The 22,189-nt window shown below is 64.7% G+C and carries 23 protein-coding genes; 11 read left to right on the top strand and 12 right to left on the bottom strand.

Translation table 11 applies throughout. The features are described 5' to 3' along the window. Positions 1–120 precede the first annotated feature (120 nt). Entirely contained in the window at positions 121–1,026 is a 906-nt protein-coding gene (locus XH85_RS06395; protein ID WP_128931211.1) for an NAD(P)-dependent oxidoreductase, read from the top strand. Positions 1,027–1,207: 181 nt separating this feature from the next. On the opposite strand, the gene lysA is transcribed toward XH85_RS06395, so the two are convergent. From lysA to argH, 3 genes are all read right to left on the bottom strand, one after another. Beyond that, complete coding sequence (gene lysA, locus XH85_RS06390; RefSeq protein ID WP_128931210.1) at positions 1,208–2,473, bottom strand: diaminopimelate decarboxylase; 1,266 nt, start codon at positions 2,471–2,473, stop codon at positions 1,208–1,210. A 23-nt stretch (positions 2,474–2,496) separates the two neighbouring features. Then, positions 2,497–2,790 (bottom strand): LPS translocon maturation chaperone LptM, encoded by a 294-nt coding sequence (gene lptM / locus XH85_RS06385; protein WP_091891254.1) that lies wholly within the window; start codon positions 2,788–2,790, stop codon positions 2,497–2,499. A 93-nt stretch (positions 2,791–2,883) separates the two neighbouring features. Further along, complete coding sequence (gene argH / locus XH85_RS06380) at positions 2,884–4,281, bottom strand: argininosuccinate lyase (RefSeq protein WP_128931209.1); 1,398 nt, start codon at positions 4,279–4,281, stop codon at positions 2,884–2,886. A gap of 106 nt (positions 4,282–4,387) precedes the next feature. On the opposite strand from argH, the gene tlpA reads away from it, so the two are divergent. After that, complete coding sequence (gene tlpA, locus XH85_RS06375) at positions 4,388–5,053, top strand: thiol:disulfide interchange protein TlpA (protein WP_128931208.1); 666 nt, start codon at positions 4,388–4,390, stop codon at positions 5,051–5,053. A 61-nt stretch (positions 5,054–5,114) separates the two neighbouring features. Here tlpA and XH85_RS06370 read toward each other — a convergent pair whose 3' ends face one another. From XH85_RS06370 to XH85_RS06345, 6 genes are all read right to left on the bottom strand, one after another. Further along, positions 5,115–5,309 carry a putative motility protein gene (locus tag XH85_RS06370; RefSeq protein WP_027562813.1) on the bottom strand — a complete coding sequence of 65 codons (195 nt, stop codon included), beginning with the start codon at positions 5,307–5,309 and terminating at the stop codon, positions 5,115–5,117. A 200-nt stretch (positions 5,310–5,509) separates the two neighbouring features. Then, positions 5,510–6,391 carry a 3-hydroxybutyryl-CoA dehydrogenase gene (locus tag XH85_RS06365; protein WP_128931207.1) on the bottom strand — a complete coding sequence of 294 codons (882 nt, stop codon included), beginning with the start codon at positions 6,389–6,391 and terminating at the stop codon, positions 5,510–5,512. A gap of 190 nt (positions 6,392–6,581) precedes the next feature. After that, positions 6,582–7,526, bottom strand: coding sequence for an electron transfer flavoprotein subunit alpha/FixB family protein (locus XH85_RS06360; RefSeq protein ID WP_128931206.1), 945 nt, complete (start codon positions 7,524–7,526; stop codon positions 6,582–6,584). Continuing rightward, positions 7,526–8,275, bottom strand: coding sequence for an electron transfer flavoprotein subunit beta/FixA family protein (locus XH85_RS06355; protein ID WP_128931205.1), 750 nt, complete (start codon positions 8,273–8,275; stop codon positions 7,526–7,528). Before XH85_RS06355 ends, XH85_RS06360 begins: the two co-directional genes overlap by 1 nt. Positions 8,276–8,401: 126 nt before the next feature. Next, complete coding sequence (locus XH85_RS06350) at positions 8,402–8,974, bottom strand: cob(I)yrinic acid a,c-diamide adenosyltransferase (protein ID WP_128931204.1); 573 nt, start codon at positions 8,972–8,974, stop codon at positions 8,402–8,404. Positions 8,975–9,042: 68 nt separating this feature from the next. Further along, entirely contained in the window at positions 9,043–9,237 is a 195-nt protein-coding gene (locus XH85_RS06345; RefSeq protein ID WP_128937125.1) for a twin transmembrane helix small protein, read from the bottom strand. Between the two features lie 330 nt (positions 9,238–9,567). Here XH85_RS06345 and XH85_RS06340 point away from each other — a divergent pair, with 330 nt between their 5' ends. Next, positions 9,568–10,461, top strand: coding sequence for a YihY/virulence factor BrkB family protein (locus tag XH85_RS06340; protein WP_128931203.1), 894 nt, complete (start codon positions 9,568–9,570; stop codon positions 10,459–10,461). On the opposite strand, the gene XH85_RS06335 is transcribed toward XH85_RS06340, so the two are convergent. Both XH85_RS06335 and gluQRS read right to left on the bottom strand, forming a co-directional pair. Then, positions 10,388–11,656 (bottom strand): ATP-binding protein, encoded by a 1,269-nt coding sequence (locus XH85_RS06335; protein ID WP_128931202.1) that lies wholly within the window; start codon positions 11,654–11,656, stop codon positions 10,388–10,390. The genes XH85_RS06340 and XH85_RS06335 overlap by 74 nt on opposite strands. 90 nt (positions 11,657–11,746) lie before the next feature. Further along, positions 11,747–12,616, bottom strand: a complete 870-nt coding sequence (gluQRS, locus tag XH85_RS06330) for a tRNA glutamyl-Q(34) synthetase GluQRS (RefSeq protein WP_128931201.1) — start codon at positions 12,614–12,616, stop codon at positions 11,747–11,749. A 179-nt stretch (positions 12,617–12,795) separates the two neighbouring features. Here gluQRS and XH85_RS06325 point away from each other — a divergent pair, with 179 nt between their 5' ends. Then, entirely contained in the window at positions 12,796–13,449 is a 654-nt protein-coding gene (locus tag XH85_RS06325; protein ID WP_128931200.1) for a DNA-3-methyladenine glycosylase family protein, read from the top strand. Here the strand turns inward: XH85_RS06325 and XH85_RS06320 are convergent. Then, positions 13,446–14,333: a LysR family transcriptional regulator gene (locus XH85_RS06320; protein WP_128931199.1), complete on the bottom strand. Its 888-nt coding sequence runs from the start codon at positions 14,331–14,333 to the stop codon at positions 13,446–13,448. The genes XH85_RS06325 and XH85_RS06320 overlap by 4 nt on opposite strands. Positions 14,334–14,510: 177 nt before the next feature. On the opposite strand from XH85_RS06320, the gene XH85_RS06315 reads away from it, so the two are divergent. The 7 genes from XH85_RS06315 (at position 14,511) to XH85_RS06285 (ending at position 22,186) form a co-directional block, all read left to right on the top strand. Beyond that, on the top strand, positions 14,511–15,485 hold the full coding sequence (locus tag XH85_RS06315; RefSeq protein WP_128937124.1) for an NAD(P)H-dependent flavin oxidoreductase: 975 nt from the start codon (positions 14,511–14,513) through the stop codon (positions 15,483–15,485). Between the two features lie 36 nt (positions 15,486–15,521). Further along, a complete protein-coding gene (locus tag XH85_RS06310) occupies positions 15,522–16,706 on the top strand; it encodes an ABC transporter substrate-binding protein (protein WP_128931198.1) in 1,185 nt (394 codons plus the stop codon). A 15-nt stretch (positions 16,707–16,721) separates the two neighbouring features. Then, entirely contained in the window at positions 16,722–18,236 is a 1,515-nt protein-coding gene (locus tag XH85_RS06305; RefSeq protein WP_128931197.1) for an acyl-CoA synthetase, read from the top strand. A gap of 337 nt (positions 18,237–18,573) precedes the next feature. Then, positions 18,574–19,551 (top strand): peptidyl-alpha-hydroxyglycine alpha-amidating lyase family protein, encoded by a 978-nt coding sequence (locus XH85_RS06300; protein ID WP_128931196.1) that lies wholly within the window; start codon positions 18,574–18,576, stop codon positions 19,549–19,551. Between the two features lie 211 nt (positions 19,552–19,762). Continuing rightward, positions 19,763–20,320, top strand: coding sequence for an HNH endonuclease (locus XH85_RS06295; RefSeq protein ID WP_128931195.1), 558 nt, complete (start codon positions 19,763–19,765; stop codon positions 20,318–20,320). Between the two features lie 278 nt (positions 20,321–20,598). Beyond that, a complete protein-coding gene (locus XH85_RS06290) occupies positions 20,599–21,855 on the top strand; it encodes a glycosyltransferase family 87 protein (RefSeq protein WP_128931194.1) in 1,257 nt (418 codons plus the stop codon). A 109-nt stretch (positions 21,856–21,964) separates the two neighbouring features. Continuing rightward, a complete protein-coding gene (locus XH85_RS06285) occupies positions 21,965–22,186 on the top strand; it encodes a dodecin (RefSeq protein WP_128931193.1) in 222 nt (73 codons plus the stop codon). The last annotated feature ends 3 nt before the right edge of the window (positions 22,187–22,189 follow it).

The following is a 22,189-nucleotide window of genomic DNA, read 5'->3' as shown; positions in this document are numbered from 1 at the left end:
TTTCTGCCTGTGGTTATGGGTCCCGGATCGGCGCGCGCTTAAGGCGCGCTGGTCCGGGACGACACCGAGGGTGGAGTGCGCATCTTTCACAACAACGAACAACAACCACAAGGAAATACCATGGACATCGGATTCATCGGGCTCGGAAACATGGGTTTCCCGATGGCGCGACGGCTGATTGAAGCAGGACACAAGCTCGTCGTGTTCGACATGCGCCAGGAGGTCGTCGACAAGCTGGTGGCACGCGGCGCCACTGCTGCGACATCGCCGAAGGACGTCGCCGACCAGATCGAGACCGTGATGGCGAGCCTGCCTTCGCTGCAGGCTTCGCTCGAGGTCGCGACGGGCGCAAACGGCGTGATCGAGGGCAAGCGCGCGAAACGTTTCATCGATCTCTCCACCGTCGGCTCGGCGATGGCTGCGAAGATCCACGGCCTCTTGGCCAAGCGCGACATCGTGCAGATCGACTGTCCCGTGTCCGGCGGCGTCGGCGGCGCCGAGAAAGGCACGCTGGCGGTGATGGTCTCGGGGCCGAAGGCGGAGTTCGAGCTGCTGAAGCCTGCGCTCGACGTGATCGGAAAGGTGTTCTTCATCGGCGAGCAGCCGGGCGCGGCGCAGACCATGAAGCTCGCCAACAATTTCCTCTCGGCCACCGCGATCGTGGCGACGTCGGAAGCCGTGGTGATGGGAGTCAAGGCGGGGCTCGATCCCGCGGTGATGATCGACGTCATCAATGCGGGCTCCGGCATGAACACCGCGAGCCGCGACAAGTTTCCGCGCTCGGTGCTGCCGCGCACGTTCGATTTCGGCTTCGCCACGGGATTGATGGTGAAGGACGTGCGGCTGGCGCTGGAGGAGATGAAGCAGCTCGGCCTGTCGATGGAAGTCGCTGATGCCGTGGGGCGGTTGTGGGAGACTGTGATCAGCGCGGAAGGCGCAGAATCCGATTTCACCGCGGCGATCAAGCCGATCGAGCGGAAGGCGGGGGTGGTGGTTGGAGCGAAGGGCGGATTGGCGGGGAAGTAGCATCGCGTGCAATTCCCCCCGATGTCGTCCTGGACAAGCGAAGCGCAGATCCGGGACCCATTACCCCAGCGAGAGGTTTGGCGAAGACTCGTAGTTAGCAGCTTCGCGCCAAATCAGCCCTGGGGTAATGGGTCCTGGCCTTCGCCAGGACGACATCGGATTTGTTGAGCCGCCGCGCGCCTCACAACCAAGGCGCCGGCGTATCCATCGCAATCAGCTGCTCGACCTCGATGCGGGGGCGCACCACGGCGTATTGATCGCCCTTCACCAGCACCTCCGGCACCAGCGGCCGCGTGTTGTAGGTGCCGGCCTGCACCGCGCCATAGGCGCCGGCGGTCATGATGGCGAGCAGGTCGCCCGGCTGCGGCGTCGGCAGCGTGCGGTCGAGCGCGAGGTAGTCGCCGGTCTCGCAGACCGGACCGACAACATCGGCCGTGATGGTCGCGGCGCCCTTGGCGGGCTGCGTCACCGGCAGGATGTCGTGATGCGCCTCGTATAGCGTCGGGCGGATCAAATCGTTCATCGCGGCGTCGATGATGACGAAATTCTTGCCGTCGCCGTGCTTCACGTAGATGACCCTGGTGACCAGGATGCCGGCATTGCCGACGATCATGCGCCCCGGCTCGAACATCAGCGTGCAGCCGAGATTGTGGCTGACGCGCTTGACCATGGCGGCATAGGCGTCGGGTGCCGGCGGCGCCTCGCGGTCCATGTAATAGGGAATGCCGAGGCCGCCGCCGAAATCAACATGGCTGATGTTGTGGCCGTCGGCGCGCAGCGTCTGCACGAATTCGGAGAGGATCCGGAACGCGGTCTCCATCTTGGAGAGGTCGGTGATCTGGCTGCCGATATGTACGTCGGTGCCGGTCACCTCGATGCCCGGGAGTCTTGCGGCGCGCGCATAGACCTCGCGGGCATGGGCGATCGGAATGCCGAACTTGTTCTCGGACTTGCCGGTGGAGATTTTTGCATGCGTGCCGGCATCGACGTCGGGATTGACGCGCACGGAGATGCGCGCGGTCTTGCCCATCTCGGCCGCAAGCCGCGACAACAGCTCGAGCTCGGGCTCGGATTCGACGTTGAGACAGAGGATGTCCGCGGCCAGCGCGGCGCGCAGCTCGTCTTCGGTCTTGCCGACACCGGAGAACAGGATTTTGCTAGCGGGAATGCCGGCGGCTAGCGCCCGCTTCAACTCGCCGCCGGAGACGACGTCAGCGCCGGCTCCCAACTTGGCCAGCGTGCGCAGCACCGACTGGTTGGAGTTCGCCTTCATGGCGTAGCAGACCAGCACCTTCTCGCCGGCGAAGGCCTCGGTGAAGACGCGATAGTGCCGCTCCAGCGTTGCGGTCGAATAGCAATAGAACGGCGTGCCGACGGTTGCGGCCAGCTCGGACAGGTTCACCGCCTCGGCGTGCAGCACGCCGTTGCGATAGTCGAAATGGTTCATGGCGCAGGCTCGGTTGTCCCGGCTTATTTATTGCCGGGAGGTTCGTCCAGGAGCGGGTCGAGAATAAACGGTTTCTTCCTGCCCTTGGCCGCCGCAGGCGCGGCGTCCACACCGTAGGTGGGATTGAACACGCTCGGCGTCCTCTGGGCTTCGGTCTCGGTGTCAACAGGCGCAGCACCGTTGGCCGTGGGTGCATTGGAGGCGGTCGGCGGCAGATCCAGCGGGCCCTTGCGGCCGCAACCGGCGAGCGCCAGCGCCGTCAGGCTAAGGACAATGATGGCCCACCCCGAGCCGGCCGGGCGAAACTTTGACGTCACGACGAAATCCCCACTACGCGGCGCGCACCATACAGAGATTGGCGCGCTCTGGCGAGAGCCGGATGACCATGAAACATAAGCGAAATTTTGCCCTCAGCCCGATTTTCGCTCTTTTTCCAGCCGCTTCGCCCAGGCCTTGGCCTGCGACGCCACGTTCTTCGGCGCGGTGCCGCCGAAGCTGGTCCGGCTCTTCACCGACGATTCGACCGAGAGCACGCCGAGCACGTCCTTGGTGATCTTGGACTCGATCGCCTGCATCTCCTTCAGCGGCAGCTCGTGCAGCGCGACGCCGCCTTCGGCGGCCTTGGCCACGATGCGGCCGGTGACGTGGTGGGCCTCGCGGAACGGCATCTTCAGCGTCCGCACCAGCCAGTCGGCGAGATCGGTCGCGGTGGCGTAGCCCTCGCCGGCGGCCGCCTTCATCTTCGCTTCGTCGGGCACGAGGTCGCGGACCATGCCGGTCATGGCGCGGATCGCCAGCGACAGCGCGGCAAACCCCTCCATGGCGCCCTGCTTGTCCTCCTGCATGTCCTTTTGATAGGCGAGCGGCAGGCCCTTCATCACGATCAGGAGCCCGTTGAGCGCGCCGATCACGCGGCCGGTCTTGGCGCGCACGAGCTCGGCGGCATCCGGGTTGCGCTTCTGCGGCATGATCGAGGAGCCGGTCGTGAACTTGTCGCTGAGGCGGATCAGGCCGACCAGCGGCGAGGTCCAGATCACGATCTCCTCGGCAAAGCGCGACATGTGCACGGCGCAGATCGAGGCCGCCGACAGCGTCTCCAGCACGAAGTCGCGGTCGGACACCGCATCGAGTGAGTTCGCCATCGGCCGGTCGAAGAGCAGCGCCTTCGCGGTGGCGTGGCGGTCGATCGGGAATGAGGTGCCGGCGAGCGCGGCCGCGCCCAGCGGCGATTCGTTCAGCCGCTTGCGCGCGTCCTGGAAGCGGCCGCGGTCGCGCGCGGCCATCTCGACATAGGCAAGCAGGTGGTGGCCGAAGGTGACGGGCTGCGCGGTCTGAAGATGCGTGAAGCCGGGCATCACGGTTGCGGCGTGCTCCAGCGCGCGCTCCACCAGGGCCTGCTGGAACGCGGCGAGCGCCACATCGGTCTCATCGATGACGTCGCGGACGAACAGGCGAAAATCGGTCGCGACCTGGTCGTTGCGCGAGCGCGCCGTGTGCAGCCGTCCGGCGGCGGGGCCGATCAGCTCGGACAGGCGGCTCTCGACATTCATGTGAATGTCCTCGAGCGCGCGCTTGAACGCGAAGCCGCCCTTGCCGATCTCTGACAAAATCGTGTCTAGACCCTTGCCGATATTTTTCGCATCAGAGGCCGTGATGATGCCCTGGCTGGCGAGCATCGCGGCGTGGGCCTTGGACGCAGCAATGTCCTGGGCGAAGAGGTGACGATCGACGTCGATGGAGACGTTGATCTCTTCCATGATCTCATCGGGACGTTCCGAGAACCGGCCGCCCCACATCTTGTTGCTCATGATCCCCTGCTCACGCCCTTGCTTGTCGCTAGCCACGTTTGCTGGCCGCCGCCAGCCGTATTAAGAGGCCCCTGATAGCCATATCTGCGACCGGATGACAAACGATATGCTCGACAAGACGCCCTCCGCCACGCGCCGGATCCCCCTCGTCATCGCCACCGTGGCGATCGGCGGTCTGGCCGGCTTCGCCGCGCTGTACGGGCTGGGCCTGAGCCGGTCGCCGTCAGGCGATCCGTCCTGCCGGTCCGCGGTGGCGACCGCGCAGAAGATCGCGCCGCTCGCCCATGGCGAGGTGGCGGCGCTGACCATGGCGAGCGCCCCGTTGAAGTTGCCCGACCTCGCGTTCGAGGACGCCGACGGCAAGCCGAAGAAGTTGTCCGATTTCCGCGGCAAGACGCTGCTGGTGAACCTCTGGGCCACCTGGTGCGTGCCCTGCCGCAAGGAGATGCCGGCGCTGGACGAGCTTCAGGGCAAGCTATCGGGCCCGAATTTCGAGGTGGTGGCGATCAATATCGACACCCGCGATTCGGAGAAGCCCAAGACCTTCCTGAAAGAGGCCAATCTGACCCGGCTCGGCTATTTCAATGATCAAAAAGCCAAGGTTTTTCAGGATCTTAAGGCAATAGGCCGGGCACTGGGGATGCCGACATCGGTGCTGGTCGATCCGCAAGGCTGCGAGATCGCGACGATCGCGGGGCCGGCGGAGTGGGCGAGCGAGGACGCGCTCAAGCTGATCCGGGCCGCGACCGGCAAGGCCGCCGCGTCGCTTTAGTTATTGGCGCATGATCTGATCGGAAAACCGGGGCCCACTTTTCCGGTTCATGCGCTGAGGGTTAGGCCGTGACGTTGAGATTGCCGCCGACGCCGGGGCCGACATTGGCGAGCGAGGGCTGACCGGCGCCCAGCAGCGTCAGGACGGTGGATTTCTCCATGTCCATATTCTGCTTGGTCAGCGTCGCCGCGATATTCGATTGCAGCGCGCCTTGCTGAGCGGCCAGCATGGTGCTGACCATCGCCATCATGTCCATTACGCGAACCCTCTTACCGGCCGTAACCTAGGCGCGAGGGGTTAATGGGACATGAATTGTCACGAAGCGGATGCGCGCCGAAGGACGACGGTGCCGTAAGGGTGGGCAAAGCGAAGCGTGCGCACCAATCAGGATCCTGGTTGCGGAGGGATGGTGGGCACGGCGCTTTGCGCCTTTGCCCGCCCTACGGCACCGTTGCCTTACCTTGTCGGAACCGGCTTGGCGCCGCGATAGTCGTAGAAGCCGCGCTGGGTCTTGCGGCCGAGCCAGCCGGCCTCGACGTATTTCACCAGCAGCGGGCACGGACGGTACTTGGAGTCGGCGAGGCCCTCGTGCAGCACCTGCATGATGGAGAGGCAGGTGTCGAGGCCGATGAAATCGGCGAGCTCCAACGGGCCCATCGGATGGTGCGCACCGAGCTTCATCGCGGCATCGATCGCCTCGACGTTGCCGACGCCTTCGTACAGCGTGTAGATCGCCTCGTTGATCATCGGCAGCAGGATGCGATTGACGATGAAGGCCGGGAAATCCTCGGAGACCGCGACCTGCTTGCCGAGCCTGGCGACGAACTCCTTGGACGCCTCGAAGGTCGCATCGTCGGTGGCGATGCCGCGGATCAGCTCCACCAGCTCCATCAGCGGCACCGGGTTCATGAAGTGAATGCCGATGAAACGCTCGGGCCGGTCGGTGGCGGCGGCGAGCCGGGTGATCGAGATCGACGACGTATCGGAGGCGACGATCGCCTCCGGCTTCAACACGGCGCAGACCTCGTGGAAGATCTTGCGCTTGACCTCCTCCTTCTCGACCGCGGTCTCGATCACGAGATCGCAATCGGCGAGGTCGTCCAGCTTCTCGGCAAGCTTGATCCGCGCTATCGCCTTGGCCTTGTCGTCCTCGGTGACGGCCTTCTTGGAGACCTGCCGCGCCAGATTGCCATTGATGGTGGCCATGCCCGACTTGAGGCGGTCAGCCGAGACGTCGTTGAGCACCACGTCGAAGCCGGCCAGCGCCGCAACATGCGCGATGCCGTTGCCCATCTGACCCGCGCCGATCACGCCGACCTTCTTGATCACTGCCGCCATAATGTCATCCACCGGAACGGCGCGCATGTCGCGCCTGCCTATCCCCTTGAGCCGGGAGTCCGATTTAATCAGAACCTTGGCTCGAAACCTAGATTGGATCGCTTCGAAGGCGGCCCCACACCAAAGAAAACGCCTCAAAAAAGCAACACCGGCCGGAGTTTATAGCTCCGGCCGGTGTTTTTGGCTCGTTTTACTTGCCGAGCTTGCCGAGTTCGGCGGTCAGCTCCGGAACCGCCTGGTAGAGATCGGCCACCAGGCCGTAATCGGCAACCTGGAAGATCGGCGCGTCCTCGTCCTTGTTGATCGCGACGATCACCTTGGAGTCCTTCATGCCGGCCAGATGCTGGATCGCGCCGGAAATGCCGACCGCGACATAGAGCTCGGGGGCCACGACCTTGCCGGTCTGGCCGACCTGCCAATCGTTCGGCGCATAGCCGGCATCGACCGCCGCGCGCGAGGCACCGACACCGGCCCCTAACTTGTCCGCGAGCGGCTCGATGTATTTTGCAAAGTTTTCCCGGCTCTGCATGGCGCGGCCACCGGAGACGATGATCTTGGCCGAGGTCAGCTCGGGACGGTCGCTCTTGGCGACTTCCTCGCCGACGAACGACGACAGGCCCGGATCGGCCGCCGCCGCCACGTTCTCGACCGGCGCGCTGCCGCCTTCGCCTGCTGCGGCGAAGGTGGAGGTGCGGACCGTGATGACCTTCTTGGCGTCCTTCGACTTCACCGTCTGGATGGCATTGCCGGCATAGATCGGACGCTCGAAGGTGTCGGGGGCGACCACCTTGATGATCTCCGAGACCTGCATGACGTCGAGCAGGGCTGCGACTCGCGGCATCACGTTCTTGAAGCGCGAGGTCGCAGGCGCAACGATCGCGTCATAGCCGGAAGCCAGCGATACGACCAGCGCGGCCAGCGGCTCGGCGAGATCGTGCGCGTAGGTCTCGCCATCGGCGAGCAGCACCTTCTTCACGCCGGCAAGCTTGGCAGCGGCATCCGCCGCGGCCTTGGCGTTCTGGCCGGCCACCAGCACCTCGACGTCCGCGCCGAGTGCGGCCGCCGCGGTGAGAGCCTTGTTGGTCGCATCCTTGAGCGACGCATTGTCGTGTTCGGCAATCAGAAGCGTCGTCATCAGAGCACCCCGGCTTCGTTCTTGAGTTTCGACACCAGCTCGGCGACGTCCTTGACCTTGACGCCCGCCTTGCGGCCCGCCGGCTCCGTCGTCTTGAGAATCTCGAGACGCGCGGCGACGTCGACGCCGTAATCGGCGACGGTCTTTTCCGCGATCGGCTTCTTCTTGGCCTTCATGATGTTGGGCAGCGAGGCATAGCGCGGCTCGTTGAGACGCAGGTCGGTGGTGACGATCGCCGGTCCCTTCAGCTTCACGGTCTGCAGACCACCGTCGACTTCGCGCGTGACCTTGAAGTCAGAACCTTCGACCTCGAGCTTGGAGGCGAAAGTCGCCTGCGACCAGCCGAGCAGAGCGGCCAACATCTGGCCGGTCTGATTGGAGTCGTCGTCGATCGCCTGCTTGCCGAGGATGATCAGGCCCGGCTGCTCTTCTTCAGCAACCTTCTTCAGGATCTTGGCGACCGCGAGCGGCTCGACATTGCCCTCGGCCTTCACCAGGATGCCGCGGTCAGCGCCCATCGCGAGACCGGTGCGGATCGTCTCCGATGCCTGCGCCGGTCCGATCGAGACCACCACCACCTCGGTCGCCTTGCCGCCTTCCTTCAGGCGCAGCGCTTCCTCGACCGCGATTTCATCGAACGGGTTCATGGACATTTTGACGTTGGCGAGTTCAACGCCCGATCCATCGCTCTTGACGCGGACCTTGACGTTGTAATCGACCACCCGCTTTACCGGCACTAAGACCTTCATCGATCCTCTTTCACTCAATTTGGGAGGGGAGTTATCAACTGGCGCGGAACCTAAAGGCCTGATCAGGCCCGGTCAACGCGCGAACGAGCCAAATTTTAGACCTTAGAAATGCGCCCGCTCAATGGGTCAGCGGTTCTGGCCGGGAACCCAAAGCACGTCGCCGGCGCCATTCCCGTTGGCGGCTCGGCTGGCCACGAACAGGAAGTCCGACAGGCGGTTCATATATTGGATGCCAGCCGCGCTGACCGGCTCGCCGGGCTGAGCAGCCAGTTTCACCATCACCCGTTCCGCCCTGCGGCATATTGTGCGCGCGACGTGAAGATGAGCCGCGGCCGGCGTGCCGCCCGGCAGCACGAAAGAGGTCAGCGGCGCGAGCTTGTCGTTGAGTGCGTCGATGTCGCGCTCGAGCCGCTCGACCTGGCTCGCCACCACCCGCAGCCGCTCCGCTTTGCCTTCGCGCTCGGGCACCGCAAGATCGGCGCCGAGATCGAACAGATCGTTCTGGATACGGCCAAGCATCGCATCGAGCTCGGGCATATCCGAGGTGTGGAGCCGCACCACGCCGATCGCGGCATTGGTCTCGTCCACGGTGCCATAGGCCTCGATGCGCAGATCGTATTTCGGACGACGCTCGCCCGAGCCGAGCGCCGTCGTGCCGTCGTCACCGGTTTTCGTGTAGATGCGGTTCAACGTGACCACGTAGACCTCTTAATTTTGGGGCATGATCTCGTCGGAAAACCGCTTCACACTTTTTTCCGGATCATGTCCTATCGCCCCATGGCCCAGACTGCGAGCATGGCAAGGATGATCGCCACAAACTGAAGCAGCACGCGCCAGCGCATCAGCTTCTGCGAGGTGTTGGGCGAGCCGCCACGCATCATGTTGACGAGCCCGAGCAGCAGCACGAGCGCCACGGCGCCGACCGCGATCGGCAGGATGAAAGTACTCAAGATAGATGCCATTAGGGGTAGATAACACTGTGCTTGCAGATGCGCCATGGTGCCGCGGCAGCCGCCGCCGTCATTCCGGGCGATGCGACGGGAGCGCGCGACGCGGCCCGGAGCATCGAGCCCGGAATTCATCGCTCCAGGTACGTTGCAGCTAAATGGATTCCGGCCTCGCGCTGCGCGCGCCCCGGAAATGACGCCGGAGAGGGACAGGCTATCGCCTGCGCGATCTGGCTTTTAGGCCAATAATATCAGATGGTAGCGGAATGATTTCCGATTTGCGCCAATTGCCTGTTTACCCCACCTCTCTCCCCGCGCGCGGAGAGAGAGCAGTGTAGGTCGCGCATGAAAGCGATCCGCTACATCTACGTCGTCGTGATGGACGCGTTCTACACGTTCCTCGCTGACGACGGCTGGGCGATCGCGAGCCACATCGCCCTGTCGACGCTGATGGCGCTGTTCCCGTTCCTGATCGTGCTGACCTCGCTTGCCGGCTTCTTCGGCTCCAAGGAACTCGCTGATCAGGCCGCCGGCCTGATGCTCCAGGTCTGGCCCAAGCAGGTCGCCGATTCGATCTCCGGCGAGGTCCACGACGTGCTGACCACCACCCGCACCGGCATTCTGACCATCGGCGCGGCGCTGTCGGTCTATTTCGCCTCCAACGGCGTCGAGGCACTCCGCGTCGCGCTCAACCGCGCCTATGCCGTGGTGGAGATGCGCCGCTGGTACTGGCTGCGGCTGGAATCGATTGCCTACACGTTGATCGCAGCTTTCACTGCGCTTGCCATGGCGTTCCTGATCGTGCTCGGCCCGCTCCTGATCGAAGCGGCGCGACGCCATATCCCGCTGTTCGTCGAGTCCAACGAAAGCATCCTCACCTGGGTGCGGTACGGCATCACCATCAGCGCGCTGGTGGTGGCGCTGTTCATCCTGCACGCATGGCTGCCGGCGGGACGCCGCAGCTTCCTCCAGATCATGCCGGGCATCGTTTTCACGGTGGTGGCGTCGCTGGTCTCCGGTGTCGTCTTCGGGCAATACCTGGCGCGCTTCGCCAACAATTACGTGACGATGTATGCGGGGCTGGCCTCGGTCATCATCGCGCTGGTGTTTCTGTATTTCATCGCCGCGATTTTCGTGTACGGCGGCGAGCTCAATGCCGCGATCATCAAGTCGCGGCTGCCTCACGGCGTGTCGCTTCAAGCAGCGCAGTCGCTAAAGCCCGCGGAGACACAGGCTTGACCAGGAAGGCGTCGGCACCGGCCTCGCGCGAGGCCGCCTCGTCCTCGCCGCGACCGGAAACGCCGATGATGGGGATCTGAGCCAGCGGCGTCGGCAGCGTGCGGATCCGCCTGATGGCCTCGACGCCGTCGATACCCGGTAGCACCATGTCCATCAGCACCGCGTCGAACGCTCCTTGCGCGAGCCGACCGACCGCATCCTCGCCGCGACCGATGAACTCGGCATGATGGCCGAGCTCGGTCAAAATGGTGTTGAGCACCACGCGGCCGAACGGATTGTCCTCGACGCTAAGCACGCGGAGGGCGGTCACCGCCTCGGGCTCGCTACCGTTCTTTCCTTTGCGCGATTTGCCCGATCCCGCCGCATCCAGCGATACCGTCAGCGTGAACGTGGCGCCGCCGCCGCGGCGCGGAGCGACCGTGATGTCGCCGCCCATCGCGCGCGCGAGCTGCTTCACCGAGGATAGACCCAGACCGGCGCCGCCGAAGCGCGATGCAATGGTGACATTGGCCTGGGTGAATGGGCGGAACAGCCGCTTGATCTCGGCCATGGTAAGACCGATGCCGCTGTCGGACACCGCGAAGGCGATGCCGACCCTGCCCTTATCCTTGGCTTTGCCTTTGCGCTCGTCCTTGGCGGGACGCCAGGGCGCCACCGCAAGCGCCACGCCGCCCTGATCGGTGAATTTCACGGCATTGTCGATCAGGTTCTCGAGCGCAGCGCGCAGGCGGACGGGATCGCCGACCACCAGCCCCGGCAACTTCTCGGAAATGTCGACCTGGGCCTGAAGACCCTTGGCCGCGGCGCGGCCGGCCAGCGAATCGCCGGCGCTGCGGGCAAGCGTCCGCAGGTCGAACAGGTCCTGCCGCAGCGTGCTTCCCCCCTTTCCTGTCCGGGCAGCGTCCACAAACACCGTCGCAAGGCTCGCCAGATGTTCGGCGCCGGCCTTGATGGTGTCGGCCCAGCGCCGCTCCCGCTCGCCGAGATCGGAGGTCGCGAGCAGGTCACTGATCGCCAGAATACCGGTCAGGGGGGTGCGGACCTCGTGGGCAAAGGCGGCGAGCGCGGCCTGGACCACGTCAGGCGCGACCGCCTTGGTGCTGCGCTTACGCAACCGGCCGGCCGCCCCGGACCTCTTCCGAGGCGGTCGCCTGGACGTTCGCGTGGTGCGCATTGGGCGCGTTTTCGCCGCCATAGATCCCCTTCGAACCCCGGGCTCTCGGGCAAGCATGGCACGGCGGAACACCCGGAGTCACGGCGGCGTTTGGCTAACCCCCAGAGAAACTTAACCTAATCCCACCGATCGACGGATGCCGGCCGGCGTGGCACCGGCGGCGCGCAATTCCCGCAGGCCGGTCGAGCGGCTCGATTTCGACAGCTTCCGCCCCTCGCCGTCGCGGATCAGAGCGTGGTGGCGATAAGCCGGTTCCGGCAGGCCAAGCAGGATCTGCAGCAGGCGGTGTACCGATGTGGCGTGAAACAGGTCCTGGCCCCGCACGATCTCGCTGACGCCCTGGTGGGCGTCGTCGACCACCACGGACAGATGATAGCTGGTCGGCGTCTCCTTGCGGGCGAGTATCACGTCGCCCCAGGCTTCCGGTCGCGCCGACACGATGCCGCGCTCGCCATCCGGCCCCGCGCCGAGTTCGTTCCAAGTTAGGCCGGCGACGCGCCGACAGGCAGCCGCCATGTCGAGCCGCAGCGCGTAAGGCGCGCCGGATGTCATCAGCCGCTCGCGCTCGCCGGCCGACAGCGACTTGGCGTCGCCGGGATAAAGTGGCGCGCCGTCGGGATCGCGCGGCCACGGCCCATCCACCTCGCGCGCGGCTATAAGCCTTGCGATCTCGGCGCGGCTTTCAAAGGCCGGATAGACGAGACCGAGCGCAGAGAGCTTGTCCAGCGCGGCGCGATAGTCGGCAAGATGCTCGGACTGTCGCCGCGCCGGTGTCTCCCAGGAGATTCCGAGCCAGGCGAGATCCTCGTAGATCGCCGTCTCATAGTCCGGCCGGCAGCGCGTCGCGTCGATGTCCTCGATCCGCAGCAACAGCCGCCCGCCGGTCTCGCGTGCACGTTCGAAGTTCAGCAGCGCGGAATAGGCGTGGCCGAGATGCAGGAAGCCGTTCGGGCTTGGGGCAAATCGGAAAACGGGTGGCATGAGTTCTCGGTGTATTCGTCATTGCCGGGCTTGACCCGGCAATCCATCTTCCAGGACTCTCGTTAGGAGATGGATGCGCGGGTCCCGCCTACGCCGAAGGCTTCGGCGGGCTTTACGGTATTGGGCCAGCGTAGCTTTAGCAGAGACGGCAAGCCCGCGCATGACGAGTTGAGCAAGCAATGACCATCCACCTCGAATCCCAATCCGATCTCGAAGAGGCCGTCCATGCGCTGATCAAGCGCGACCCGCGCCTCAAGCCCGTGCTGGAAATCGCCGGCATGCCGGCCTTGCGGCGGCGCGAGCCGGGTTTTGCGGGGCTCGCCCATATCGTGTGCGGGCAGCAGCTCTCGACGGCGAGCGCGGCGGCGATCTGGGGGGGGCTGGCCGCCGCCCTCGATCCGTTCGACCACGAGGCTGTCCGCCGCGCCCGCACCGACCGGCTGGGGCGGCTCGGCCTGTCCGCCGCCAAGATCAAGACGCTGAAACACCTTGCGCGCGAGATCACGGCGCAACGGCTGAACCTCGAGGTTCTCGCCGAAGAGGATGCCGACGCCGCGCATCACACGCTGATCTCGCTGCCCGGCATCGGCCCCTGGACGGCCGACGTCTATCTGCTGTTTTGCCTGGGTCATGGCGACGCCTGGCCGGCGGGCGACCTCGCCGTGCAGGAGGGGATCAAGCTTGGTCTCGGCCTCAAGGCGCGGCCGACGGAGAAGCAGATGGCGCCGCTCGCCGAGCCCTGGCGTCCGCTGCGCGGCGCGGCGGCGCATCTGTGGTGGAGCTACTATCGCGCGGTGAAGAAGCGCGAGGGCGTGCTCGCGGGGGCGGGCTAGCCCCGCAGCCGCGCGCGGTCGGCCCGGGCGCATTCGGCGACGAAATCGACCACGGCGCGCACCGCCGGCAGCTCGACAAGGTCGGGATGGGCCAGCAGCCACAGATCCGCGACGCTGGCGAGCTTCTGCGGGGCGACGCGCACGAGATCGGAATAGGCTTCGGCGACGAAGCACGACAGTGCCGAGATTCCGATCCCGGCGCGGACCGCCGCCAGCATGTCCCCCTGGGAGGAGCAGCGCATCACCACCCTCGCCTGCCGCGTGACGACGTCGCTCCAGCGCGCAAGCTGCGCATTGGACGTCTGGTCGGCGAAGCCGATGACGCTGTGCTCCTTCCACTCGCCGCGCCGTTCAGGCAGTGACCGCCCGGCGGCATAATCGCGGGAGGCATAGAATCCCGTGCCGAGACGGCCGATCTTGCGGCCAACCAGGTTTTCCTCGCCGCTGTCGACAGGCCGCAATACCACGTCCGCCTCACGCCGGCGCACGCTTGCCGGAAACGGATGGGTGATGATCTCGAGCTGGATATGGTCGTGCGCACGCAGGAAGGCAGGCAAGCGCGGCATCAGCCAATGCGAGGCCAGCGTCGCGCCGATCGATAGCTTGACGATACCGCGCGCCTTGTGTCCCTTCGCCGCAACCGCGGTCTCGGCCCGTAGCGCCGCAGCTGCCATCGCCTCGGCGTGCTCGCGCAACGTCCTTCCATCCGCGGTCAGCGCCAGGCCGTCGGCGGCGCGCGCCACCAGCCGCGTGCCGAGCTGGGCTTCCAGCGCCGCGATGTTGCGGCTGACGGTTGGATGGCTGGTGTGCAGCCTGCGGGCGGCGGCGGTGAAGCTGCCGGTATCGGCGACCGCAACGAAGGTCTTGCAAAGGTCCCAGTCCATCGGCAGCCTTGTTCAAATCTAAAAGGTTGTCCGTTCATTATTGAACGGCCGGGCCGCGCCGTCCAACCTTATAATGGGATCAAATCTGCAACACGGGCGCCAATCCGCCCAGGCACAATCAACATGGAAACGCCTCGTCATCCGCCCGCCGGCGGTGCCGCGTTTCAGGAGGACATGATGGCGCTGCCCACTCTCTTGAAGGATTCGCTCGAGCTGCCCGTCGTCGGCTCGCCCCTCTTCATCGTCTCCGGCCCGGAGCTGGTGATCGCCCAATGCAAGGCAGGCGTCGTCGGCTCGTTTCCCGCGCTCAATGCCCGTCCGGCCGAGCAGCTCGACGAGTGGCTGAGCCGGATCGAGGACGAGCTCGGCGAATACAGATCGCGCAATCCCGGCAAGAAGGTCGCGCCCTACGCCGTCAACCAGATCTGCCATGCCTCCAACGACCGGCTGATGAAGGACATGGAGACCTGCGTCAAGCACAAGGCGCCCATCATCATCACCTCGCTGCGGCCGCCGGCGGAGATCGTCAAGGCCGCGCACTCCTATGGCGGGCTGGTGTTCCACGACGTCATCAACGTCAAGCATGCACGCAAAGCCGCCGAGCAGGGCGTCGACGGCCTGATCCTGGTCTGCGCCGGTGCCGGCGGACATGCCGGCACGCTGTCGCCCTTCGCGCTGGTGCGCGAGGTCAAGCAATGGTTCGACGGCGCGATTCTGTTGTCGGGCGCGATCAGCGACGGCTTTGGCATCGCCTCCGCGCTGACGCTGGGCGCCGACCTCGCCTATATGGGCACGCGCTTCATCGCCACGAGGGAAGCCAATGCCGACGAAGCCTACAAGTCGGCGCTGACGCAGCACGCCGCGCACGACATCGTCTACACCAACCTGTTCACCGGCGTGCACGGCAACTATCTCGGCCCTTCGATCGCTGCCGCCGGGCTCGACCCGGACAATCTCCCGGTCGCCGACAAATCGAAGATGAACTTTGGCTCCGGCGGCAACATGAAATCGAAAGCGTGGCGCGACATCTGGGGATCGGGCCAGGGCATCGGACAGATCACCGATGTCCCTCCCGTCGCGGAGCTCGTCGACCGCATGAAGAGTGAATTCGATCAGGCCCGCCAGGATTTCCTGATGCGTGTGAGCGCCTGACGTCTCGGACCGGGCAAGAAAGAGCGGGAGGACATCATGAAGCTGGCAGCCGCACTGATCGGCCTGTCCCTGCTGGCGCTCGCCAGCGGCGGCGCCCATGCCGAAGGCAACGGCGAGATCCGCATCGGACAAACCCTGCCCTATAGCGGTCCGGCCTCCGGCTTCGGCGCGATCGGGCGGACGCAGGAGGCCTTCTTCGAGAAGGTCAATGCCGAGGGCGGCATCAACGGCCGCAAGGTCACGTTCATCACGCTGGACGACGCCTACTCGCCGCCGAAAACAGTCGAGCAGACCCGCAAGCTGGTGGAACAGGACGAAGTGCTGATGATGTTCGGCTCGCTCGGCACCGCCACCAACAGCGCCGTGCAGCGCTATCTCAACGGCAAGAAAGTCCCGCAGCTGTTCGTGCTCTCGGGCGCGACGAAATGGGCCGATCCGCAGAAATATCCGTGGACCATGCCCGGCATGGCCGCCTACGAGTCCGAGGGCGTGGTCTATGCCAAGCACGTGCTGCGGACCAAGCCCGACGCCAAGATCGCCATCCTGTCCCAGAACGACGATTTCGGCCGCGACTATGTCGCGGGCTTCAAACGCGCGCTCGGCGCCAAGGCCGCCAGCATGATCGTTGCGGAGCAGACCTATGAGACCAGCGCGCCGACGATCAGCTCGCAGCTCTCGACCCTGAAGGCGTCGGGCGCCGACGTGCTGTTCGGCGTCGTGCTCGGCAAGTTCACCTCGCAGATGATCAAGGGCGTGGCTGAGATCGGCTGGAAGCCCGAGCTGTTCTTCGTGCCGACCTCAGCCTCGTCGATCTCGTTCCTGGAGCCCGCCGGGCTCGACAACGCCGTCGGCCTGATCTCGTCGAGCAACCAGAAAGACACGATGGACCCGCAATGGGCCAGCGATCCCGGCGTGAAGGAATATTTCTCCTTCATGAAGCAATACATGCCGAACGCGGATCTCTCCAATTCCAACTACGCAGCCGGCTACCACTATGCGACGCTGCTGATGACCGTGCTGAAGGCGTGCAAGGATGATTTAAGCCGCGACAACATCATGCGCCAGGCGGCCTCGCTGAAGGAGGTGAAGCTGCCGCTGCTGCTGCCGGGCATGTCCGTCACCACCGGCCCCGACGACTACCTGCCGTTCCAGCAGCTTCAGCTCCGGCGCTTCAATGGCAAGAGCTGGGTAGGGTTCGGTGACGTGCTGGACGATCGCTAGACTCGAGGACACACAATGATCATCAGCGGTGAGCGCCAGATCGGCAACGACGAGATCCAGGCGCGCATCAGACACGCGGCGAGCGGGCTTCGCGCCCTCGGCCTTGCCGAAGGCACGCCGGTCGCCATGATGCTGCGTAACGATTTCGCTCTGTTCGAGGTGGTCGCGGCTTCGGCCGCGCTCGGCAGCCCCGTGGTACCGATCAACTGGCACCTGAAAGCCGAGGAGGTCCGCTATATCCTGACGGATAGCGGTGCGAAGATCCTGGTCTGCCACGCCGACCTGCTGCCGCAGATCCGCGCCGGCTTGCCCGAGGACGTCCGCCTGCTCGTCGTCGCGACACCGCCCGAGCTGGCGACGACCTTCGCCATTTCCCATGAGCTGACCGAGGTCCCGGCCGGACTGACCGATTGGGACGGCTGGCGGGACAGCCATCCGGAAATGCAGGAGCCGCCGCGCCGTGCCGCGGCGATGATCTACACGTCGGGGACCACGGGCATGCCGAAGGGCGTGCGGCGCATGCCGATGCAGCCGGAACAGGCGGCCGCCTCCGAGCGCGTCGGCGCGATCGCCTACGGCATCAAGCCGCGCGAGGACCAGGTCGTGCTGATCAACGGCCCGATGTATCACTCGGCGCCGCATTCCTACGGCATGATGGCCTTCCGCAACGGCTGCACCATCGTGCTCCAGGCGCGGTTCGACGCCGAGGAGTTGCTGGCGCTGATCGAGCGCCACCGTGTGACGCATATCCACATGGTGCCGACCATGTTCGTCCGCCTGTTGCGCCTGTCCGAAGCCGTCAGGCAGCACTACGACCTGTCGTCGCTGCGCTTCGTCGTGCATGGCGCCGCGCCCTGCCCGCCCGAGGTCAAGCGCGCCATGATCGATTGGTGGGGACCGGTCATCAACGAATATTTCGGCTCGACCGAGACGGGCATCCCGGTCTGGCACTCGGCCGAGGAGGCGCTGAAAAAGCCCGGCACGGTGGGCCGCGCCATTGAAGGCGGCATCGTCAAGATTTTTCGCGATGACGGCAGCCTTTGCGACGTCAATGAGGTCGGCGAGATCTACATGCGCCAAACGGCGGTGCCGGACTTCGACTATCACGGCAAGGCGCAGGCCCGCGCCGAAGCCGGACGCGACGGCCTCGTCAGCGTCGGCGACGTCGGCTATCTCGACGAAGACGGCTATCTGTTCCTGTGCGACCGCAAGCGCGACATGGTGATCTCGGGCGGCGTCAACATCTATCCCGCCGAGATCGAGAGCGTGCTGATCGCAATGCGAGGGGTGCGCGACTGCGCCGTGTTCGGCATTCCCGACGCCGAATTTGGCGAGCGGCTGTGCGCCTGCGTCGAGCCGGAGTCCGGTGCGCAGCTCACGGCCGCGGGCGTGCGGGCTTTTCTGCGCGAGCGATTGGCCAACTTCAAGGTGCCGAAGGAGGTCCAATTCCTGGACGCGTTGCCCCGTGAGGCGACCGGAAAGATCTTCAAGCGCAAGCTGCGCGATCCTTATTGGGCAAACCACAGTTGACGGCACTCCGGGTAAAACGCTTTTGACGTCAGCCGAACCAGTATAGCGTCAGCTCATTTCGAAGCATGATCGCTTCGGAAAACCGCTGCACACTTTCGGGATCTGTGCCGGATCACCTCGAAATATCTCGCGCTCCAGATCAAGGCGATCGAGGAAGGGATTTTGCCAAGCGCTGTGACTATGCCATTGAGCACAGCTTGGGCAACATCGTCATTGCGCGCGCAGCGAAGCAATCCAGGCTGTCTCCGCGGAGGGATTCTGGATTGCTTCGCCGCGCTCGCAATGACAACGTGGGGACTGCATCGCACCCCCACTCGGGAATTGAGGGAAGATACACATGCCAGCCATTCTCGGCACCGGCGAGCACCGCTACCGCGTCGTCGAAAATTTCGCAAAACTGCCGGACGGCTGGCAGCTCACCGACGTCGCCTCCGTCGCGGTCGACAGCAAGGACCAGATCTACGTCTTCAACCGCGGTGCCCATCCGATGGTGGTGCTGGACCGCGAGGGCAGCTTTTTGCGCAGTTTCGGCGAAGGCCTGTTCTCGCGCGCGCACGGCCTGCACATCGACGCCGACGACAATCTCTATTGCACCGATGACGGCGACCACACGGTGCGCAAATGCACCACTGACGGCAAGGTGCTGCTGACGATCGGTATCCCCGAAAAGCCGGCGCCGTTCATGAGCGGCGATCCTTTCCATCGCTGCACCCACACCGCGCTGTCGCCGAAGGGCGAGATCTACGTCTCCGACGGCTATGGCAATGCGCGGGTGCACAAGTTCACGCCTGACGGCAAGCTGCTTAAGAGCTGGGGCGAGCCCGGCACCGATCCCGGGCAGTTCAACATCGTGCACAATGTTGCCACCGACGCCGACGGCTGGGTTTACGTCGCCGACCGCGAGAACCACCGGGTGCAGGTGTTCAACGGCGAGGGCAAATACGAGACGCAGTGGAACAACCTGCACCGCCCTTGCGCGCTGTGCTGCTGCGGCGGGGCTAAGAGCCCGACCTTCGTGATCGGCGAACTCGGCCCCGGCATGGCCGTCAACCGCAAGGTGCCCAATCTCGGGCCGCGACTGTCGATCGTGGACGCCAAAGGCAAGCGTATTGCCCGGCTCGGCGGCGAGGAAGGTCCGGGCGTCGCCAGCGGCAAATTCCTGGCGCCCCACGGCATTGCGCTGGATTCGAAGGGCGACATCTATGTCGGCGAGGTCGGCGTCACCGACTGGAGGACGAGCTTTCCGGACGAGGAGATGCCGGCCGCGGTGCGCACGACTCGGTGCCTGCAAAAGCTTGAGCGGGTGCGCGAGTAGCTAAGGCAGGCGCAACGCACCGGGAAGGCGGTTCCGGGCCGGCTGCATGGCCCTGCCCGGAATCGCGGCCTTTTGGGCGCTTTTGCCATCCCGCCGCCGCATTGCTCGCGACTGAATAAGTCGCTCAACGGGCTTCACAATCCCGTCACGCTGCATGTAGTATGTCACTACATGCTGCTTCGCAGCGTATATTGGAGGCCGGGAGCGTTACTTGAACGCACATGTCTCGCAAGGCAGTTGGCCGGTGTTGGTGCTGAATGCGGACTTCCGGCCGCTGAGTTACTACCCACTGTCTCTGTGGTCGTGGCAGGACGCGATCAAGGCGGTGTTCCTCGACCGCGTCAACATCGTCGCGCATTACGACCAGGCGGTTCGAAGTCCGACGTTAGAGATGCAACTGCCGAGCGTGGTTTCGCTCAAATCCTTCGTCAAGCCGACCACCCATCCCGCCTTCACCCGTTTCAACGTCTTCCTCCGCGACCGCTTCAATTGCCAATATTGCGGCTCGCCCGAAGACCTCACCTTCGATCACATCATCCCGCGCAGCAAAGGCGGCCAGACCACCTGGGAGAACGTGGTCGCGGCGTGCTCGCCCTGCAATCTGCGCAAAGGCAATCTCACGCCAGCGCAAGCAAAAATGTTTCCGCGCCAGAACGCGTTCGCGCCGACCGTGCACCAGCTCCACCGCAACGGCCGCCTGTTTCCGCCGAACTATCTGCACGACAGCTGGCTGGACTATCTTTACTGGGATACCGAGCTGGATCCGTAAGGGCATTTCGGGTGCTTGAAGGCGATTGTCGTATCGAGTGCGAGTGCGAACTAATTTACCCGCGGCGTGTTCCTGTCCACGCGCCGCGACGATGACCACCGCACATCCCCTATCCCCGCAACTGCTCTATACATGGGCTATCAGCTGCTCTTCCGGGGCCATGCTGACGTAAATTCTGTAGCAGTCGTTACCGTCCCTTAAACCTCTGGTGGCAGTTTGGCCGGGATCCGCGGAACCGCGTGCCAGGCCGCGATCTGTCAGGTTCGAGGTCGTCACCAATGTTTGCCGAAACGCTGGAAGCGGTTCAATCCTCACCGTCGAAGCGAACGATTTATGTCCGCTTCGTGCTCGCGACGCTCGCGGTGATGGTGCTGTTCAAGACGTTCAGGTTCGGCCGCTGGAGCGCCTGGCAAGTCCGCGAACTGTCCGATTTCGACGCCTTCTACCTCGTTGCGCGGCAGATCTGGCATGGTCAGCTTGATCTCGTCTACCGGTTCGAGACGCTGGTCCAGCTTCAGCAGGCGTTCAACGGTTCGACCAGCTTCATGCCCTGGACTTATCCGCCGCAATTCGACCTGCTGGTGGCTCCCTTTGCGCTCCTGCCGGCCGGCATCGCCTATCTGCTGTTTATCACCGCGACGCTCACTGCCTATCTCCTGACGATTCGGGCCATCGCCCGCAACAATTTCGCGCACATCTTGGTCGTGCTGTTTCCCGCGCTGGCGATCACGGTCGGCTGCGGCCAGAATGGCTTTCTCACCGGCGCCCTGATCGGCATCGTTTGCCTCAACGTGGAGCGGCGCCAGATCATCGCTGGTCTTGCGCTCGGAGCAATGGTGATCAAGCCACATCTGGCTATCGCCGCGGGCCTCTACATGCTTGCGACGCGCCGCTGGACGGCGCTTGCAACCGCCGCAGCAGTCGTGCTCGCAAGCTCGCTCGTCTGCACGCTAGTGTTCGGATGGCAGATTTGGGCCGCATGGCTAGGCGCAATCAGGGAATCTGCGATCTTCCTCGACCGCGGCTTTTATCCGCTGTTCCGAATGGTCTCAACCTACGCTGCGCTCAGTCGGGCCGGCGTACCCCCGAGCATTGCCTTCTGGGCACAGGCAGCTGCGGCGAGCCTCGCCTTGTCTGCGATCGTGCTTGCCCTCTGGCTTGGAGCGGCGCGCAGAATGTCGCCCTCGTTTGCGCTCGGTGTCGTCGCCATGGTCTCGGTGATGATCAGCCCGTACGCCTATGACTATGACCTGCCGATCATCGGGATTGGCCTCGCGTTGATGCTCCCCGACCTGGCACAAGTGGCAAACGTGCGCGAGCGCAGCTTCGTCTACGGGCTGATCCTGCTTGCCGGCGCCTATGGAATGCTGCAATCGGCAAGGCTCGCGGCGCAGTTCGGCAATGAAGCGGATCTGGATGACAAGTTTACGCCTTCGCTCGGAGGCTTCGCGATGATGGCGCTGTTGGCCATGTTGCTGCGGCTGCTGTGGCGTGGACTGCAGCCTGCCCCCATCGTGACGCAGGCCGCGGAATAGCCTACCCGAGCGTGACACCATCGCGCAGCACGGAACCGGACCGGCCGGCGCTCGTTCAGATGAGAGCGCACGCTGCGCCGTGCCGCGGCGCAACCGAGGGAGGCTCATCATGCCCACAGCCGAACATGATCACGTCTACAAGATCCTGGAACTGGTCGGATCATCCGAGACGTCGATCGACGATGCGATCAAGAACGCGATCGGCCGCGCCGCCAAGACCATTCGCGAGATGAAATGGTTCGAGGTGGTGCAGACACGGGGTCACATCGAGAACGGCACTGTCCGTCACTATCAGGTGACGCTGCGCGTCGGCTTCACGCTGGAGGGATGACGC

The organism is Bradyrhizobium zhanjiangense, from assembly GCF_004114935.1.
GTDB lineage: Bacteria > Pseudomonadota > Alphaproteobacteria > Rhizobiales > Xanthobacteraceae > Bradyrhizobium > Bradyrhizobium zhanjiangense.
Note: the sequence above shows the minus strand (reverse complement) of the source record. Positions and strands in the feature narration are given on the sequence as shown.